The organism is Holdemania sp. (genome assembly GCF_986127675.1).
Genome location: NZ_CFQZWI010000007.1, coordinates 40,611 through 56,084 on the forward strand (window position 1 = coordinate 40,611; position 15,474 = coordinate 56,084).

Below are 15,474 nucleotides of genomic sequence, written 5' to 3' on the forward strand. Positions count from 1 at the left end.
TTTTGAAATGTGATTGGCAACCAGCGACTTCTGCTTGCGGAAAGTTCCTGTAAAAGCCAAGGTTGAAATAGAGGGAAGGAAAAAAAATTTGAGGCTCAGAGAGAAAAAAACGCCACGAAGTTTTCCAATTTCTGTTTAAAGTTATAAAATGGTTCGAGGCTGGCCATACTAACGACCAGGAGGATCGATGAGATGAAAATGATCAATGGAATTGCCTTGCTTCTGGTCATCGTCGGCGCAGTCAACTGGGGTCTGGTCGGAGCTTTTGAATTCAACCTGGTTTCCTTCCTGTTTGGTCCAGGCACGCTGTTTTCACGGATTATCTACAGTCTGGTAGGGATCAGTGGTCTGATCGCGCTGACCTTCTTCGGAAGACTTGGCGACTGACAGAAACCGGCAATGCTTTTTTTCCTGAGCTAAATCAGGTATAATGTCACCGAAGAGGTGACTTTTTTTATGAGTCTTGTAATTACGATTGTCTGCTTCGCGATTTCAGCGGGCATGTTGATTTCCCTGCTGACGTTGCTGAAGCGTTCCAAGAAAATGAAAAAACTGATTGCCTGCGTCGATCAGATCGGCGATGAAGCCCAATTTTTTCCGGTAATTGATCAGTTTATCACGTCGATTCAGGATCCGGAGTTTGCGGCGAAAGGTGAAATCCTGAAATTGTGGGGATTGATCAAGTATTATCATGAGTTGTCTGAAATTGAAGCATGCCTGCAGCGGATTGATTTAAGTAAAATCATCATTGATCCGAAGCATCGCCGGCGCAATAAGATCGGCTTAAACGAAGATAGTTTTTATTATCTCTGTTTCGCGTGCAGCTTCAAAGCGTACAGCCAGAACAAGACCGAGCTGTTAAACCGCCTGCATGAAAAGGTGCTGGAAAAGGAAGATTATTTTCAGGATCAGCTGTTCTATCAGTTATACTCCGCCAGCTGGAACTGGTATACGAAGCAGGGCGACCGCGGGGAAGCCGTATTTCTGGATCTGGCGCAGGGCCTGATCAGAAAAATGAAATGTTCCCGGCAGATGCTGGATATTTACCGGAATATCGCCGCGGCTTTCCTGGCGGGAATCGCGCAGGATCGCGGCGATACGGAATTAGCGCAGCGGGTGGAAAAGCCGGTGTCCAGCTGGGCGGCAACGGAAATGGGCGGCAACATCCTGCGGGATCTGGGAATCCGCGAAGTGAGTCCGATGCAGAGCTGGTCGAAAACGGAAGCGGCAGAAGAAGAAAAGCCGGAAAAATAACAAACCGGATTTTGTATTAACCCGAATTTTTTTGAAATCAGGAGAATAAAACATAAAATGTCGCAAAAATGATGGATAAAACTGTTATCCTGCGTAAAGCTGTAAATAGCAGAAGGAAACTTCGTCTGCGAAAAGTTGAAAGTCCCTGGTCTGAAACGGGATTTAAAAATATTTGGCAATCTCAAAAGAGGTTGCCTTTTCATTTGAGAAAAAAGAAAAGACGAAAAATCAAGTCTGCGGATAGGACAACCGGGCAGAATTCTGATATAATGATCGCGCACGAAAAGACCGGGATGAATTGAAATCCGGTCATTTTGCGTCTTGTTGACACGGTGAGCACAAAATGGTGCACCCCTTCAACAAGAGGTTGAACTACGCTTCTATGAAAAGACAGGAGGAATGATTTATGAAGTTAATCGTCGGCTTAGGCAATCCCGGCCGAGAATACGAACATACCCGTCACAACGCCGGTTTCGATGTGCTGGACCGGCTGGCTGATCTGTTGAACACCGGCATCAGCCAGTCCAAGTTCAACGCGCTGATCACAACAGTGCGCACCGGACAGGAAACGATCCTTTTGATGAAACCCCAGACCTACATGAACAATTCCGGGGAAGCGGTGATCCAGGCCGTCCAGTTCTATAAAATCCCGGTCGATCAGATTTTGGTAATTCACGACGACCTCGATCTGCCTGTCGGCAAGATCCGTATCCGCACCTCCGGCAGCGCCGGGGGCCAGAAGGGGATGAAGAACATCATCGACCATCTGCATACTCAGGATATCGCCCGGATCCGCGTCGGAATCGACAAAAATCCTTTGATTCCAATCGTCGATTATGTGCTGGGCAAAGTCCCGGCCGATCAGCGCGAGGACTATCAGGCGGCGATCAACCATGCGGCGGAAGCGGCCAAAGCCAGTATGACGATGCCGATCAGCGACGTCATGAACCGCTTCAACCGCAGCCGATGAATTTCCTGTTAGGCCGGCTGGCAAACAATCCAGCCGTTTTGGCCTGCACGGAGCAACAAGCCTTCCTCTCCGCGTCTTCCCTCACGGAAGAAGCGCTGATTCTGGCCGCCAGCTACGCGCAACATCCGCGGCCGATGTTGATCGTCAAGAATAACTTATATACCGCACAGCGTCTGGCGGAGAAGCTCAAATCCCTGCTTTCTCCGCAGGTCTGCGCGCTTTTCAGCGTGGAAGAATCGCTGCGCGTGGAAGCCATCGCCGCTTCGCCGGAAGCCACGGCGGAAAAAGTCGAAACGCTGAACCGGCTGCTGAACGAGGATCAGCTGATCTGCGTCACCCACGCGTCGGCGTTGGTTCGCTATCTGCCCTCACCGGCCCAGTTTAAGCTCTGTACGATCGTCTTGAAGACCGGTATGGAAGTGTCGATGAACGAGCTGAAACGCACGCTGATCGCGGCCGGTTATCAACAGACCGCCCGCGTCGACCAGCCGCTGTGCTTCGCCAGCCGCGGCGGGATTATCGACATCTACTCCATCAACAGTGAAACCCCGGTGCGGATTGAATTTTTCGATACCGAGATCGAGAGTATCCGCACCTTTGATATCGCCACCCAGCGCACCGTCGAGGTCAAAGCCGAAACTGAAATTGTCCCGGCCTCCGACCTGCTTCTGGATGACGAGCAGATAAGCTTGATTCAGCAGCGCGTCCGCCGCCATCTCGAGTCGCTCAAAAGCCGCTATACCCATGGCGAATACGAACAGATCGAGGGTATCATTGACCTTGATATGGAAACGATGCGCGCTCATCTGCGGGAAAGCCGGCTGTATCCTTATCTGAGCTATCTTGATGACAACAGCTCGCTGATCGACTACTGTCCTAAAGCTCAGGTTTTCCTGTCCCATCCCGATCAGATTAAAACCCATCTTCATCAACTGAGCGAGGAAACGACGGCGTATATTCAGGAAATGACGCTGGAGCTGAAAATGCTGCCGCGCTTCACCGTCCAGCATGAATTAAACACCGTGCTCGCCGGACGCAAGGTTACGGAAATCGACAGCTTCGATTCGCTGCGCAGAGTTCCGCACGCGATGATCCGCGAGGTTGCGCTGCCCAACGAAACGCTGGAAATGAAGCTACAGATCGCCCTGAAGGAAGGCCGCGGACGTCAGCTGTATTTCTTCTTGCAGGAACATGAGCTGAAGGAAATCGTGCCGATCCTCAAAGGCAAGGAAATTCCGTTTCTGCTCAATGATCGTAAGCCGCATGACGAAGGTCTGGTCTTGATCAATCAGTCATTGGACGAAGGGTTTGAGGCGCTTAAGGAAAACATTGTCGTTTACACTTCGCACGAACTATTTAAGAAAAAGACCAAGCTGGGCCGCTACGCCTCCAAGTTCAAGGAAGCCGAAGCACTCAGCAGCTATCAGGATTTACAGCCGGGCGATTTTATCGTTCATTCCCAACACGGCGTCGGGCAATACCTTGGGATCGTGACCCGCGAGTTCAACGGTGTTCATAAGGATTTCCTGCGCGTCGTCTACAAGGGCAACGACGAGCTGTTAGTTCCGCTGGAACAATTCCGTCTGGTGCGTAAATTCGTCTCCCGTGAAGGGGTTGTGCCGAAACTGAATAAGCTGGGCAGCCATGATTGGGAAAAGACCAAGCAGCGCTTGAAAGACAATGTCAACGAGATTGCCGACCGCCTGGTCAAGCTGTATTCCCAACGCGAGGAAAATATCGGCTACGCCTACGGGCCGGATTCTCCGCTCCAACAGGAATTTGAAGACGATTTCGATTACGAGCTGACGCCCGATCAGGCACTGGCCGTGCAGGAGATCAAAAAAGACATGATGCAGTCCAAACCGATGGATCGTCTGTTGTGCGGCGACGTTGGCTTTGGCAAGACCGAGGTCGCGCTGCGGGCTGCGTTCAAGGCGATTACCGAGGGCAAGCAGGTCGCGTTTTTGTGCCCGACCACGATCCTTTCCCTGCAGCACACCGCCACGGCCATGAAGCGCTTTGAAAACTTCCCGATTCACGTCGAGGTCCTCAACCGGTTTGTCGTGGAGTCCAAACAAAAGGAAATTCTGCGCGAACTCAAGGAAGGAAAGGTCGATATGATCATCGGCACGCACCGGATTCTGTCCAAAGACGTGCAGTTTCACGATCTCGGGCTGTTGGTCATTGACGAAGAACAACGCTTCGGGGTTGAACATAAGGAAAAGATCAAGGAAATGAAGGAATCCATCGACGTGCTTTCGCTCTCCGCCACGCCGATTCCGCGCACCTTGCAGATGTCGCTGATCGGCATCCGCTCCTTGTCCCAGCTGGAAACACCGCCGAGCAACCGGATGCCTGTGCAGACCTATGTCATTGAGAAAAACCGGGCGTTGGTCAAGGAAGTCATCGAGCGCGAGCTGGCCCGGCAGGGACAGGTGTTCTACCTGTTCAACAACATCCAGGAAATCTACAATGTCGCCCGTCAGATCAAGCAGGACGTGCCGGAAGCGGAAATCGCCGTCGCTCATGGCAAGATGAGCCGCGATGAAATTGAGGAAGTCATGATGCAGTTCACGGATAACGAAGTGAACGTGCTGATCTGCACGACGATTATCGAAACGGGCATCGACATTCCCAACGCCAACACAATTCTGATCGAAAACGCCGATACCTTCGGTCTGGCACAGCTCTATCAGATCAAAGGCCGGGTCGGCCGCAGCGACCGCATCGCCTATGCCTATCTGATGGTGCGTCCGCGCAAGCAGGTGAACGAGATCGCTCAGAAGCGCTTGCAGGCGATCAAGGAATTCACGGAGCTGGGCAGCGGTTATAAGATCGCGATGCGGGATTTGACGATCCGCGGCGCCGGCGATTTGTTAGGCCCGAGTCAGTCCGGCTTCATCGACACCGTGGGGATTGATATGTATATTGAAATGCTGCAGGAAGCGATCGCCGAGAAGAAAGGCGAAGTCAAGCCGGAGGTCAAAGAACCTGTCCGCGCGCAGGTTCAGGTCGACGGCTACATTCCGAAGCAGTTCGCGCCGCTGGATTTTGAGAAAATCTCGCTTTACCAGCGGATTGATGCAACGGCGGATGAAGCGCAGCTCATGGCGCTGAAAGAAGAAACCCAGGATTATTTTGGCAAAATGCCGAAATCCGTCGGCTTGTTGTTTGAGAAGAAACGACTCGATATCCTGCTGAACGAACCGCGGATCGATTCTTTCCGCGACGTTAAAAACCAGATGGAAATCGTCTTCTCCAAAGCCTTTTCCGATCATATCGACGGCGTGAAATTATTTGAAACCTTCACGACGATCTCCAAGGATATCCAGCTCCGGTATGTGCAGGGCAAGATTATTGTCCGGCTGCCGAAAAAAGGAAATGAACTGGCGCTGGCCATCGAAGTGTTGGATCAAAGTAAGAAACTGGAAGTTTCATAGAATAATCCGGGGCCGGCTGTCCCATACTATTTGTACGTAAAGGAGAGTCGGCATGAAAGCAACAGGTATAGTTAGAAGACTGGATGACTTAGGGCGTTTGGTCATCCCGAAGGAAATCCGTAAAATATATAAGCTCAAGGAAGGGGATTCGATTGAATTCTTCGTCAACGAGGATTCTGAAATCGTATTGAAGAAATTCTCCGTCCTGAGCGATGAAACGGAGTCGATTACGCGGATGTGTCAGACGCTGCAGGAAGTCACGGAACATCCGGTCTTGTTTGTAGAGGACGATCAGATCTTATGCGTCGGTCAGGCGAAGCTGGATGAATGGCGCAGTCAGTCGTTGTCGGTGGAATTTCAGGAGTGCGTGAAGGCGTATCATGTCCGTCCGTTTGATCAGGTGCGCTTATTCGCCGCTAAGCCGGAAACCTTTAAGGGAACGATCTTCCCGGTGGCAGTGTACGGCGACTGGCTGGGAGCGTTTGTCGTGCTGGAAGAGGAGACGCCGCTGCAGCCGCAGCATCTGGATATCGCGCAGGCGTTCAGCCGGCTGCTGATCCGCAATCACGAACATTAACTCGTGTAACGGCATTGAATGAGAAACGGGCGGCGGATGACCAGACAATATCGAACATAGAATCTTTATTTTTGGCAAACTGCGGTACAGAATCACAAGATCGTCCAATTTAAGCAAAAAATGAAAAAACAGGCGTCTGCCGCTGTCTTCGGGTTTGCGAAGTGCGGAAGATGTCTGTTTTATGTTGGAAAATGGAATAAAAAACCTTTAATTTATACAAAAATATAGCGAATGTCCATGAAACGATGGCGGATGTAGTCAGATCTGGAATTTTGGCTTTAGAAGGATTCCTTTTACAGAGCCTCAGCCGATAAAAAACGTTTTGCCGTCAAAGGTTTCCCGGCGCAGCTTGTCATCCAGCGCGGGCACCGCTTCCCAATCGGAATCCGAACAGCCATATTTTATCGTGTGCAGCACCGTGCCTTCAAAAAGATAGACATTATGCGGAAGTCCCGGCGGAAGCATAAAGCACTCGTCAGGATCCAGGCGGCGGAAGGTCAGCTGTTCCGACTGCCACAAGGCGATCACAATCCACCCTTGTTCTACAATGTAAAACTCCCGCTTCCGATGATGGATGTGGCTGGACTGCCATCCACTCTGGTTTGTGCCCAGCGCCAGAATATAACTGCTTCCCGTATCCCGGGTCAGGCGAAACCGCAGCTCGCCGTTATTCATTTGATGATGCACAGGCTGGACGCCGAATTCCAGCGCCTGATCGTTCGTCAATTTTCGCATGGTGATTCCTCATTTCTTTCTGATCAGTATAAACCGGGAATAGATTTATGAACAGAGCCAAACGGATATTTGATTTTGTGAAACTGAATCTTTTAAAATTCTGCAGAAAAAGGAAAACTCCGATTCAGAGGACAGGGGATTGATAAGAATAAGTCCTGTTAAAATGTTAAAATGTCTTGACATTGCAAAAACAGAGATTATAATGAAAATGTAAAAAGAGTTTAACATTAAAGAGCTCTCAGATAAGGAGGCATCAATGATGAAAAAGAGAGATGAAATGGATCGGAACATTCAGCTTCGCTCGGAAGCCTGGGGCTACAAAGCCGTCTTGCTTGCTTTGTGTGCAGCAACCTTATGGAATTGCGGACAGACCTGGCTGAACCATAGCCAATATCATCCATGGCCCTCGCTGGTCTTGGGCATGGCCGTCTGTGTCCAGGGATTTTCACAGCTTGCCTTAAAACGGCAGATGATCGCGGGCGACGATGAATATCATGAGCCGAATAAGCTGTTATGGACAGCTGCGGCAGCGTTTGTCATCCTTGTCCTGGCGATCGCTCTGGGCGTGGGTCTGATGTAGGGATAACCTGAATGCGAAACCGGGTCAAAGAACTGCGCAAGCAGGCGGGACTGCGTCAGGAAGATCTGGCGAAGGAATTAGGCGTCAGCCGCCAGACGATCATCGCGATTGAAAACGATAAATACAATCCGACGCTGGAGCTGGCAATGAAACTGGCGCGGCGGCTGGGCTTGCACGTCGACGAAATATTCTGGCTGGAAGAAGACAGTCCCGGAAGAACAGAAACGCCGCGAGCTTAAAAAGAGAATCAAACTATGGTATGATAAGAAGCAGAGGTGATGGAATGCGATTGGATAAATATTTAAAGGTGGCCCGGATCTTAAAACGCCGCACGGTTTCAAAGGACCTGGCGGATCATCAGCGCGTGCTGATCAACGGGAAAGTGGCCAAACCGGCCAGCGAAGTCCAGGCTGGCGACCTGATCACCGTGATTTTCGGCCAGCGTCAGCTGACGGTGCGCGTGACGGAAATCACTCAGTACACCCGCAAGGAAGACGCGGCTTCCATGTATGAGGTCGTGGAGGAAAAACGCGTCGAGCTGGAATAAACGAAACCTTCTGTTCATAGGTTGATAGGGAACAGGAGGTTTTCTTTATGAGTGAAAGTCTGTTATCCAATCCCTTGAAATTCGAAACGAATCCCTATCATAACGTGGTGATGAAAGACCGCAAAAGTTTGGATCTGACGGGAGTGAAGCAGATCGACAGCTTCGACAGCAATGAGTTTCTTCTGGAAACCAGCCAGGGCTGGATGCTGGTGCAGGGGAAGGATCTGACATTGGGCAAGCTGGATACGGAACGCGGCGAGGTCAGCATCCGCGGCCTGATCGACCGCCTGGAATATATCGTAAACAAAAAAGGACCGGGCAAGGAATCCTTTTTAGGTAAGTTGCTGAAATGATTCTGCTTCCCCAGCAGTTTCAGGCGCTGGTCTATCATTTTTTCAGCGGCTGGGTATTCGCCTTGACCTGGAGCGGCATGAACCGGCTGACGTGGCACTATCGACGCCATTTTGTGCGCTGGGTGATCGAAACGCTTTACTTTTTTCTCTTCGTCACGCTGATGTACGCCGGCCTGCTGCCGATTACCGGCGGGCAGACGCAGACGTATCTGATCGCCGTCTTCGTGCTGGGCGCCGCAGTTTACCTTAAATTCTACGCGATGACCTTTTCTCCCTTATTTGAAGGGCTTGTGCGCGGTATCGTCAGGCAGCTGACCGGATTGAAGAAACAAAAAGCGAAAAGTCAGGCGGCTTTTAAACATCGCCAGGAAATCCGGCATAAGAAAAGGGACGAAAAGCGGCAGAACAAAAAGTTGAAGCATCAGAAAAAACATCACGAAAAGCAGCTGAAGCGGCAGAAGAAAGCGGAAAAACGGCAGATCAAACGAAGCCGGAAACATCCCGGCCGTGTGCCGCCGAAGGAAGAATCCGGCTGAAGTGCGGGTTCTTTTCGTATTTTTCCATTTCAAGCGGTTGTAGCCGCAGTCAGTTCACCGGAGTTTCACTTGCGTTTAAATGAATTTTCAGTATAATAAAGATGCACCTAAATTTTTATCATTTTCGCAAGAAAACAGGCGAAGGAGGAATTGAACTTGACAGCTGAAAATAAAAATGAGCCGAAAACCGTCAAACCCAAAGGACGGAAAAAACGGAGCATGCTTGCAAAGTTCATCAGTCTGGTTGTAATCTGTTTTTCCCTGTTTATGCTTTACGGCGTAGTTAAGGAAATCTTAACGACGATGGAATTGAAGCAACAGATCTCCCGAGTTGAGGAAGAACTGAAAACACTCCAGGAAGAAAATAAATATCTGACACTGCAGCGGGATAAACTTGAAGATCCTGCTTACGTACAAAGCTATGCGCGGGGAAGCTTTATGCTTTCCAAGGAAGGCGAACAGATTTTCTATCTGCCGTCGGACGATAAGAAATAGCCAGGAAATACGCAATCACAGCCGGGTCTTGAAGACCCGGTTTTTTTGTTTTCCACCGCCTGGATCCCGTTGCGCCTGAAAGAATGATGTAGGATTACCTGAAAAACAAAGGAAAAATAAGCGATTTCCAGAGGTTAAATCCTTATAAATCAACTATTTTTCATACAACGACACGTTACGCGGGATTTCGACAAACCCCAACCCCTATAATGACGCTGTCAAGGTAAAGAAAGTGAGTGAATAAGGATGAAGGGTCCGGGAATCAACGATTATTTAAGAATACTTCAACAGAAGAAGCAGGAGGCGCATGATCGAGGGGAGAAATGGATAGAAATTAGTTCCAAAGAGCTGCATCAGGAGGTGTCGCCGGAACATGCGACAATGCCGACCTGTTGTCAGGCAATTTACAAACTGTTGTATCAGGGTGATGAAATTCTGCAGCGGCCGAAGGGACAGACCGGTTTTGGTTCGCATTTGCGCGTGCGGTATTACGTCGATAATCTGAATGACCGGGAAGCGATGTTCCCGCCGAAGAAACGCGGCCGGCCAGCCAAGAGCGAGGAACAGAAACGCCGCGACCGAATGCTGAAAAGCAGCCGGAATACGGAAGATCTGCGGCGGATTTTAGCGGCCTGGCTGAATGAACGCGGCTGGCAGACCACAGAGTTTCCCAACAAGATTCAGGCGGAAAAAGACGGAATTACCTGGATTATCGAAGTGCAGGGAACGCATCGCGGCCGCCGGCAGCCTCTGCCGGTGAAGATCAACGCGATTCTGAAAGACATCAGTGAGGATACGGCCAGCTCCGTTCGATACAGCGTCGCTTTTAACGATTCTTCAGTGTACCGCAAGCAATGGAGCGAGATTCCGAAGGTGGTCAAAAACAAGCTGAATGTCAGCGTCATTCTGGCGGATAAAAGCGGGAATATTCAGGAAGTCAAATAATCGTCAGTTCAGGACTGAGCGAACCTCCTTTATAACAAAACGAAGAAAGATCCGGGATCAGAAAACGGATCTTTTTCTATGGAATCGAGAAAATTCGTGCATATTTCCAGGAAATGGATGAAAAAGTAGACTTTACCTGACGATTGAAATATAATTAGAATTAATGGAAAAACCTCTCATTTTTGACATAATCAGGACTGGTGCATAAAGTCTACTTTTTGAGACAGACAGGGAAAGACAGGTGAATGGCATGGAAGTTTTCGGGATCAACAGCGCGATTGAGCATATTCTGATCTTTTTAAAAAATGAAGTGAACGCCGCGGAGCTGACGGATTTACGAAAACCGGCTTATCAGGAATCGCTGCTTGCGGTGCTGATCGAATGTCCGCTCGGTTTATATCGCCTGGAAACCTGGCAGGAAGTCTTCCGCTGGCTGAACTGGACGTTGGTCTTTTCGGATTATGATGAATTGAAAGCGGCTTTGGAAAGCGCGCAGAGGAAAATGGAAAACTAAGAACTGCGGGCGCGGTTCTTTCTTTTACTTCCTGCGGGAAACCGAAGCGGCAAGCATAAACTGAAACTGGCTGTCCAAACGCCAAAGCAATCCAACCGCCAGCGGTCAAACTGATCGGCGTTGTTGGATTGATAAGAAAAGGAGGCTCGCCATGATCATTCAAAACCTGCGTTCAGGCCGGGAAAACGAAATTCTGAGGCTGTATGAAGCTGTCGGCTGGACGGCCTATTTAAGTCAGCCGGAACGGATAAAACCCGCTTTCGATCACTCGCTCTGCGTGCTTGAACTCTGCGATGAACAAGACCGGCTGATGGGGTTTGTGCGGGCGGTGGGCGATGGTGAAACAATCCTCTATATTCAGGATCTGATCGTCGACCCGTCGATTCAGAATCAGGGATGGGGAACCCTGCTTTTAAAAACCATGTCGGACAGATATCCGCAAGTCCGTCAGAAAATCCTGTTGAGCGACGACGTTGCAGAAACGCTGAGCTTTTATCGTCGGCTGGGCTGGCAGCCGGTAATGGAGCTGCATTGTCAGGCATTGATCAAAATCATTCGTTAGCAGAACGTCGTAAATTCGAAGATTAATAACTCAATAATCCGTTATTAATTTCCTTTCGTTATGAAAGAAAGCTGGAAAACAACAGGTTTTAGTAAATTGTGTATAATTTGTGAAAAATTTCTTGATTCTCCGGCTTAAATTGATTACTATAAAAACGCAAAAGCATTTGCAAAGGAGAGAATGAAATGAAAAAATTAGTTGCTCTTACTCTTGCCAGCTTGATGCTTCTGGCGGGCTGCTCCAGCACGCCGAAGAACGACGGCAATGAGGCAACACCGACTCCGGAAGCGGCAGCGACAGAAGCTGACGTTATCGTCGTAGGCGCCGGCGGAGCGGGCATGACAGCGGCGATTGAAGCTGTAAACGCAGGCAAGTCGGTTATCGTGATCGAAAAGGCAGCGATGACTGGCGGCAACACCACGCGTTCTACCGGCGGCATGAACGCGGCGAATACACCGGAACAGGATAAGAATGATTTCGCGGAAGACGCGGGCGTCGAAAAGATGCTGGCGAGCGCGAAGGAAAACTATCCGGATTTAGCGGAGCTGACAGCCACGGTTGAAAAGCAGTATGAAGAATACAAAGCCAATCCAACAGGTTACTTTGATACTGAAGAGCTGTTTATGCTGGATACGCTGGTCGGCGGCAAGAACCTGAACGATCACGCTTTAGTTGAAGTTCTGGCGAATGAAGCGAAGAACGGCATTGAATGGTTAAAGACAATCGACGCGAACCTGTCGCAGGTCGGCAGCTTCGGCGGCGCGAGCGTCAAGCGGATTCACAAGCCGGTCAACGACGAAGGCAAGACAGTCGCAGTGGGTTCTTACCTGGTTCCGAAGCTGACAAAAGCAGCGGAAGACAAAGGCGTTCAGTTTGTAATGGAAACGGCGGCGACGGAATTAGTCGTTACTGACGGCAAGGTTACCGGCGTCAAGGCGGGCGATACGACGTATACCGGCAAAGCAGTTATTCTGGCGACCGGCGGCTTTGCGGCGAATACGGAAATGGTTCTGAAATACAAGCCAGATTATAAAGGCTTTGTCTGCACGAATGCTCCGGGCATGACGGGCGACGGCATCGTGATGGCAACGGCCATCGGCGCAGATACTGTGGATATGGAACAGATCCAGATCCATCCGACCGTTTCTCAGGAAACCAGCGCGTTGATCACAGAAGGTCTGCGCGGCGACGGTGCGATTCTGGTTAACAGCGAAGGCAAGCGATTCTTTGACGAAGTCGGCACGCGTGATGCGGTATCGGCAGCGGAAGTTGCGCAGCCGGGCGGATTTGCATGGCTGATCGTCGACAACAAGATGGTCGAAGCTTCCAGCGTTATCGCGGGATATATCAAGCAGGGCCTGACGGTGGAAGGCGCCGACGTTGAAGCGTTAGCGGCGGCAATGGGCGTTGACGGCGCGGCGTTAGTTGAAACAATGGACAAGTGGAATGCCTGCGTCGAAGCCGGCAAGGATGAAGAATTCGGCCGGACCAGCTTCGCGAACAAGCTGGACGAAGGTCCTTATTATGCGATCAAAGTGGCTCCGGGCGTTCACCACACGATGGGCGGTCTGAAGATCAACACAAACACGGAAGTTCTGGATGCTTCCGGCAACCCGATTCCGGGTCTGTTCGCAGCGGGCGAAGTCACCGGCGGCGTGCATGGCGCTAACCGTTTAGGCGGCAACGCGGTGGCGGATATCATCGTCTTCGGACGGATCGCCGGCCAGCAGGCGGCGGCTTACGCAAACTAAGCAAGATTAACAATATCGAAGAAAGAGCGGATGTTCAGGCATGAATATCCGTTTTTTTTTATCTGATTTCAGTTTAAAGATTTCAAAATATGGAGAAATTTATCGAGTCAATTCAGAATTAGTTGTGTAAAATGTTGAGTATAAACAACGATTTGATCATTTAGCGAATTTCGGTTTATCTCAATTACACACCGAGTGTGCAATTAATTATTTTACTTTATTTCGTCAAAAAATAATAATGAAGGCGGAAGGAGAACATCTATGGACTTGCTTGAATTGATCGAAAACGGCGGTCTGTGCGTTTCACAGGCTAAAGATTACAAACAACTATACAACGAAATCAACGAGCAGCTGCAATCAATGAATTATGTTGAAAGTAACTTTTTAACCGCTCTCTGCCAGCGGGAAGAAGCATATCCGACGGGAATTGAAGGGGGAAATATAAACATTGCCCTTCCGCATGTCGACGCCTGTTATGTAAAACAAAACGCCTTATTTATTTACCGGCTGACTGATGAAATCCCATTTATCAGAATGGATGATCATCGACGAACCGTAAATGTCAGACTGGTGTTCTTGCTTTTGATCCATGACCTGGAGTTTCATGTTAAAGCAATTTCAGAACTGACTCGAATTTGGACAAACGATGATATCATGAAAGGCCTGTTGTCTGTCCAGACGAAACAGGAGTCAATTCATTTGCTGAAAACAAAACTATATGCAGTGTGCGGTCATCGCGCTGGAAAGGAGGAAGGATGAAAAGAATTATTGTCGCCTGCGGATCAGGCATTGCGACCTCGACAATTATCAGTTCACATCTCAGCGAGCTTCTTGATGCCCATCACGTGCGATATGAGCTGATTCAGTGCAGTCTTCAGGAAATTGAAAGCTATGTCAGCGACGCAGATCTGATCGTCACGTCGATGGATCTGCAGAAAAAGTATCCCATTCCCAAAGTCACCGCCATTTCTTTCCTTACGTCAGTAGGGGCGGAAAATACCGAAGAAGAAATACTCAATATACTTAAATAGGAGGGATTATGGATTATATTATTTCAATTTTTCAGGGGATCAGTGATTTAGGGAGTACCCTGATGCTTCCGGTGATGTTCACGATCATCGGTTTAGTGATCGGCTGTAAGTTTTCCAAAGCACTCAAAGCCGGGATTACCGTTTCCATCGGTCTGATCGGTATTAATTTGGTTATGAATCTGGTTTACAACAATATGGAGCCGGTGGCGGATATCCTTGTATCCAGTTTTGGATTAAATCTTAAATATCTGGATGTTGGCTGGGCTGCGGTTTCCGCCGTTGCCTTCTCAACTTTAGTCGGCGCGTTTATTATTCCGTTTATACTGGCATTGAATATTATTTTGATTTCATTAAAAGCGACACGAACAATTAATATTGATATCTGGAATTATTGGCATTATGCACTGACTGGTTCGTTTATACATATGGCAACAGGGAATTTATTCTTAGCCTTTCTCGGTGCGGCCGCGCATTTTGTCGCCTCGCTGGTTGTTGCTGACAGAACCGCAAAACAAGTGCAGGAAGTTATGGGAATCCCAGGAATTTCCATTCCACAGGGATATGCAGCGGCAACGGTTCCGCATTCAGTTCTTGTTGGAAAGGTGTTCGATCTTTTCAGTAAAAACAAAGAGGTGACTGCCGCTGATGCGGAGAAAGTAAACCGTTTTAAAGAAAACGAATGGGTAAAAACCATCACCGATCCGATTTACATCGGATTAATAATCGGTTCTGCAATTGCGCTGATCGTCGGATATGACTTGAAAGCTGCGCTGACCGTCGGCGTTTCGATGTCGGCCTTGATGTATCTGCTGCCACGGATGGCAAAAGTACTGATGGAAGGGTTACTGCCAATTTCCAATGCTGCAAAGGCCTTCATGACGAAACGTTTTAAAGGTCAGGAATTCTATATTGGAATGGACTCGGCAGTTTTATTAGGACATCCAACGACGATTACCGTCGGGTTGGTATTAATGCCAATCGCTCTTTTACTGGCGATTATTCTGCCGGGCAACGCCATTATTCCGCTGGCGGGAATCAGCTCTATGCAATGGGATGTAGCAATGGCAACTGTCATCCATAAAGGAAAATTCTGGAGAACTTTAGTATCCGGAATTATCGGCACAGCAATGGTGATATATGCTCTAAGTGACTTCTTAATCATGATTTTGTCATGGTTAGTGAAG

19 protein-coding genes are annotated in these 15,474 nt (G+C 49.2%); 18 read left to right on the forward strand and 1 reads right to left on the reverse strand.

The features are described from left to right. The first annotated feature begins 192 nt into the window (after positions 1-192). The 5 genes from AC5OW4_RS02540 (at position 193) to AC5OW4_RS02560 (ending at position 6,241) form a co-directional block, all read left to right on the forward strand. Positions 193-387: a DUF378 domain-containing protein gene (locus AC5OW4_RS02540; RefSeq protein WP_006058322.1), complete on the forward strand. Its 195-nt coding sequence runs from the start codon at positions 193-195 to the stop codon at positions 385-387. Between the two features lie 69 nt (positions 388-456). Beyond that, positions 457-1,254, forward strand: coding sequence for a hypothetical protein (locus tag AC5OW4_RS02545; RefSeq protein WP_195548328.1), 798 nt, complete (start codon positions 457-459; stop codon positions 1,252-1,254). 406 nt (positions 1,255-1,660) lie between these two features. Next, entirely contained in the window at positions 1,661-2,224 is a 564-nt protein-coding gene (pth, locus tag AC5OW4_RS02550) for an aminoacyl-tRNA hydrolase (protein WP_006058324.1), read from the forward strand. After that, positions 2,221-5,664, forward strand: coding sequence for a transcription-repair coupling factor (gene mfd, locus AC5OW4_RS02555; protein WP_195395475.1), 3,444 nt, complete (start codon positions 2,221-2,223; stop codon positions 5,662-5,664). Before pth ends, mfd begins: the two co-directional genes overlap by 4 nt. A gap of 52 nt (positions 5,665-5,716) precedes the next feature. Then, the gene (locus AC5OW4_RS02560) at positions 5,717-6,241 is read left to right on the forward strand and encodes an AbrB/MazE/SpoVT family DNA-binding domain-containing protein (protein ID WP_072685201.1); all 525 of its coding nucleotides are present in this window, start codon (positions 5,717-5,719) and stop codon (positions 6,239-6,241) included. 303 nt (positions 6,242-6,544) lie between these two features. Here the strand turns inward: AC5OW4_RS02560 and AC5OW4_RS02565 are convergent, their stop codons facing one another. Further along, the gene (locus tag AC5OW4_RS02565) at positions 6,545-6,976 is read right to left on the reverse strand and encodes a hypothetical protein (RefSeq protein WP_493676603.1); all 432 of its coding nucleotides are present in this window, start codon (positions 6,974-6,976) and stop codon (positions 6,545-6,547) included. A gap of 256 nt (positions 6,977-7,232) precedes the next feature. Between AC5OW4_RS02565 and AC5OW4_RS02570 the strand changes: the two genes are divergently transcribed. From AC5OW4_RS02570 to AC5OW4_RS02630, 13 genes are all read left to right on the forward strand, one after another. Beyond that, a complete protein-coding gene (locus AC5OW4_RS02570; RefSeq protein WP_493676604.1) occupies positions 7,233-7,556 on the forward strand; it encodes a hypothetical protein in 324 nt (107 codons plus the stop codon). An 11-nt stretch (positions 7,557-7,567) separates the two neighbouring features. Next, positions 7,568-7,795 (forward strand): helix-turn-helix transcriptional regulator, encoded by a 228-nt coding sequence (locus AC5OW4_RS02575; RefSeq protein WP_493676605.1) that lies wholly within the window; start codon positions 7,568-7,570, stop codon positions 7,793-7,795. A gap of 44 nt (positions 7,796-7,839) precedes the next feature. Next, positions 7,840-8,103 (forward strand): RNA-binding S4 domain-containing protein, encoded by a 264-nt coding sequence (locus tag AC5OW4_RS02580; RefSeq protein WP_493676606.1) that lies wholly within the window; start codon positions 7,840-7,842, stop codon positions 8,101-8,103. Between the two features lie 47 nt (positions 8,104-8,150). Next, entirely contained in the window at positions 8,151-8,456 is a 306-nt protein-coding gene (gene yabP / locus AC5OW4_RS02585) for a sporulation protein YabP (RefSeq protein ID WP_072685206.1), read from the forward strand. Further along, entirely contained in the window at positions 8,453-8,992 is a 540-nt protein-coding gene (yabQ, locus tag AC5OW4_RS02590; RefSeq protein WP_493676607.1) for a spore cortex biosynthesis protein YabQ, read from the forward strand. The genes yabP and yabQ overlap by 4 nt, the downstream gene beginning before the upstream one ends. A gap of 156 nt (positions 8,993-9,148) precedes the next feature. Continuing rightward, positions 9,149-9,487: an FtsB family cell division protein gene (locus AC5OW4_RS02595; RefSeq protein WP_229056725.1), complete on the forward strand. Its 339-nt coding sequence runs from the start codon at positions 9,149-9,151 to the stop codon at positions 9,485-9,487. 246 nt (positions 9,488-9,733) lie between these two features. Then, entirely contained in the window at positions 9,734-10,432 is a 699-nt protein-coding gene (locus tag AC5OW4_RS02600; RefSeq protein ID WP_072685208.1) for an AT hook domain-containing protein, read from the forward strand. A gap of 250 nt (positions 10,433-10,682) precedes the next feature. Then, on the forward strand, positions 10,683-10,946 hold the full coding sequence (locus tag AC5OW4_RS02605; protein WP_195395473.1) for a hypothetical protein: 264 nt from the start codon (positions 10,683-10,685) through the stop codon (positions 10,944-10,946). A gap of 151 nt (positions 10,947-11,097) precedes the next feature. Continuing rightward, positions 11,098-11,508 carry a GNAT family N-acetyltransferase gene (locus tag AC5OW4_RS02610; protein ID WP_493676608.1) on the forward strand — a complete coding sequence of 137 codons (411 nt, stop codon included), beginning with the start codon at positions 11,098-11,100 and terminating at the stop codon, positions 11,506-11,508. A gap of 185 nt (positions 11,509-11,693) precedes the next feature. After that, on the forward strand, positions 11,694-13,259 hold the full coding sequence (locus AC5OW4_RS02615) for a flavocytochrome c (RefSeq protein ID WP_072685211.1): 1,566 nt from the start codon (positions 11,694-11,696) through the stop codon (positions 13,257-13,259). Between the two features lie 276 nt (positions 13,260-13,535). After that, the gene (locus AC5OW4_RS02620; RefSeq protein WP_493676609.1) at positions 13,536-14,018 is read left to right on the forward strand and encodes a PTS sugar transporter subunit IIA; all 483 of its coding nucleotides are present in this window, start codon (positions 13,536-13,538) and stop codon (positions 14,016-14,018) included. Beyond that, the gene (locus AC5OW4_RS02625) at positions 14,015-14,290 is read left to right on the forward strand and encodes a PTS sugar transporter subunit IIB (RefSeq protein ID WP_493676610.1); all 276 of its coding nucleotides are present in this window, start codon (positions 14,015-14,017) and stop codon (positions 14,288-14,290) included. Before AC5OW4_RS02620 ends, AC5OW4_RS02625 begins: the two co-directional genes overlap by 4 nt. 8 nt (positions 14,291-14,298) lie before the next feature. Beyond that, positions 14,299-15,474, forward strand: a 1,176-nt coding sequence (locus AC5OW4_RS02630; RefSeq protein ID WP_493676611.1) for a PTS transporter subunit IIC, incomplete at its 3' end; no start/stop codon positions are given.

Excerpts from the sequence above, each read along its gene's own strand:
- AC5OW4_RS02605 (WP_195395473.1), top strand. The coding sequence starts at position 10,683 with ATGGAAGTTTTCGGGATCAACAGCGCGATTGAGCATATTCTGATCTTT.
- AC5OW4_RS02600 (WP_072685208.1), top strand. The coding sequence starts at position 9,734 with ATGAAGGGTCCGGGAATCAACGATTATTTAAGAATACTTCAACAGAAG.
- pth (WP_006058324.1), top strand. The coding sequence starts at position 1,661 with ATGAAGTTAATCGTCGGCTTAGGCAATCCCGGCCGAGAATACGAACAT.
- AC5OW4_RS02575 (WP_493676605.1), top strand. The coding sequence starts at position 7,568 with ATGCGAAACCGGGTCAAAGAACTGCGCAAGCAGGCGGGACTGCGTCAG.
- mfd (WP_195395475.1), top strand. The coding sequence starts at position 2,221 with ATGAATTTCCTGTTAGGCCGGCTGGCAAACAATCCAGCCGTTTTGGCC.
- AC5OW4_RS02615 (WP_072685211.1), top strand. The coding sequence starts at position 11,694 with ATGAAAAAATTAGTTGCTCTTACTCTTGCCAGCTTGATGCTTCTGGCG.
- yabP (WP_072685206.1), top strand. The coding sequence starts at position 8,151 with ATGAGTGAAAGTCTGTTATCCAATCCCTTGAAATTCGAAACGAATCCC.
- AC5OW4_RS02625 (WP_493676610.1), top strand. The coding sequence starts at position 14,015 with ATGAAAAGAATTATTGTCGCCTGCGGATCAGGCATTGCGACCTCGACA.
- AC5OW4_RS02545 (WP_195548328.1), top strand. The coding sequence starts at position 457 with ATGAGTCTTGTAATTACGATTGTCTGCTTCGCGATTTCAGCGGGCATG.
- AC5OW4_RS02565 (WP_493676603.1), bottom strand. The coding sequence starts at position 6,976 with ATGCGAAAATTGACGAACGATCAGGCGCTGGAATTCGGCGTCCAGCCT.
- AC5OW4_RS02540 (WP_006058322.1), top strand. The coding sequence starts at position 193 with ATGAAAATGATCAATGGAATTGCCTTGCTTCTGGTCATCGTCGGCGCA.
- yabQ (WP_493676607.1), top strand. The coding sequence starts at position 8,453 with ATGATTCTGCTTCCCCAGCAGTTTCAGGCGCTGGTCTATCATTTTTTC.
- AC5OW4_RS02560 (WP_072685201.1), top strand. The coding sequence starts at position 5,717 with ATGAAAGCAACAGGTATAGTTAGAAGACTGGATGACTTAGGGCGTTTG.
- AC5OW4_RS02580 (WP_493676606.1), top strand. The coding sequence starts at position 7,840 with ATGCGATTGGATAAATATTTAAAGGTGGCCCGGATCTTAAAACGCCGC.
- AC5OW4_RS02570 (WP_493676604.1), top strand. The coding sequence starts at position 7,233 with ATGATGAAAAAGAGAGATGAAATGGATCGGAACATTCAGCTTCGCTCG.
- AC5OW4_RS02610 (WP_493676608.1), top strand. The coding sequence starts at position 11,098 with ATGATCATTCAAAACCTGCGTTCAGGCCGGGAAAACGAAATTCTGAGG.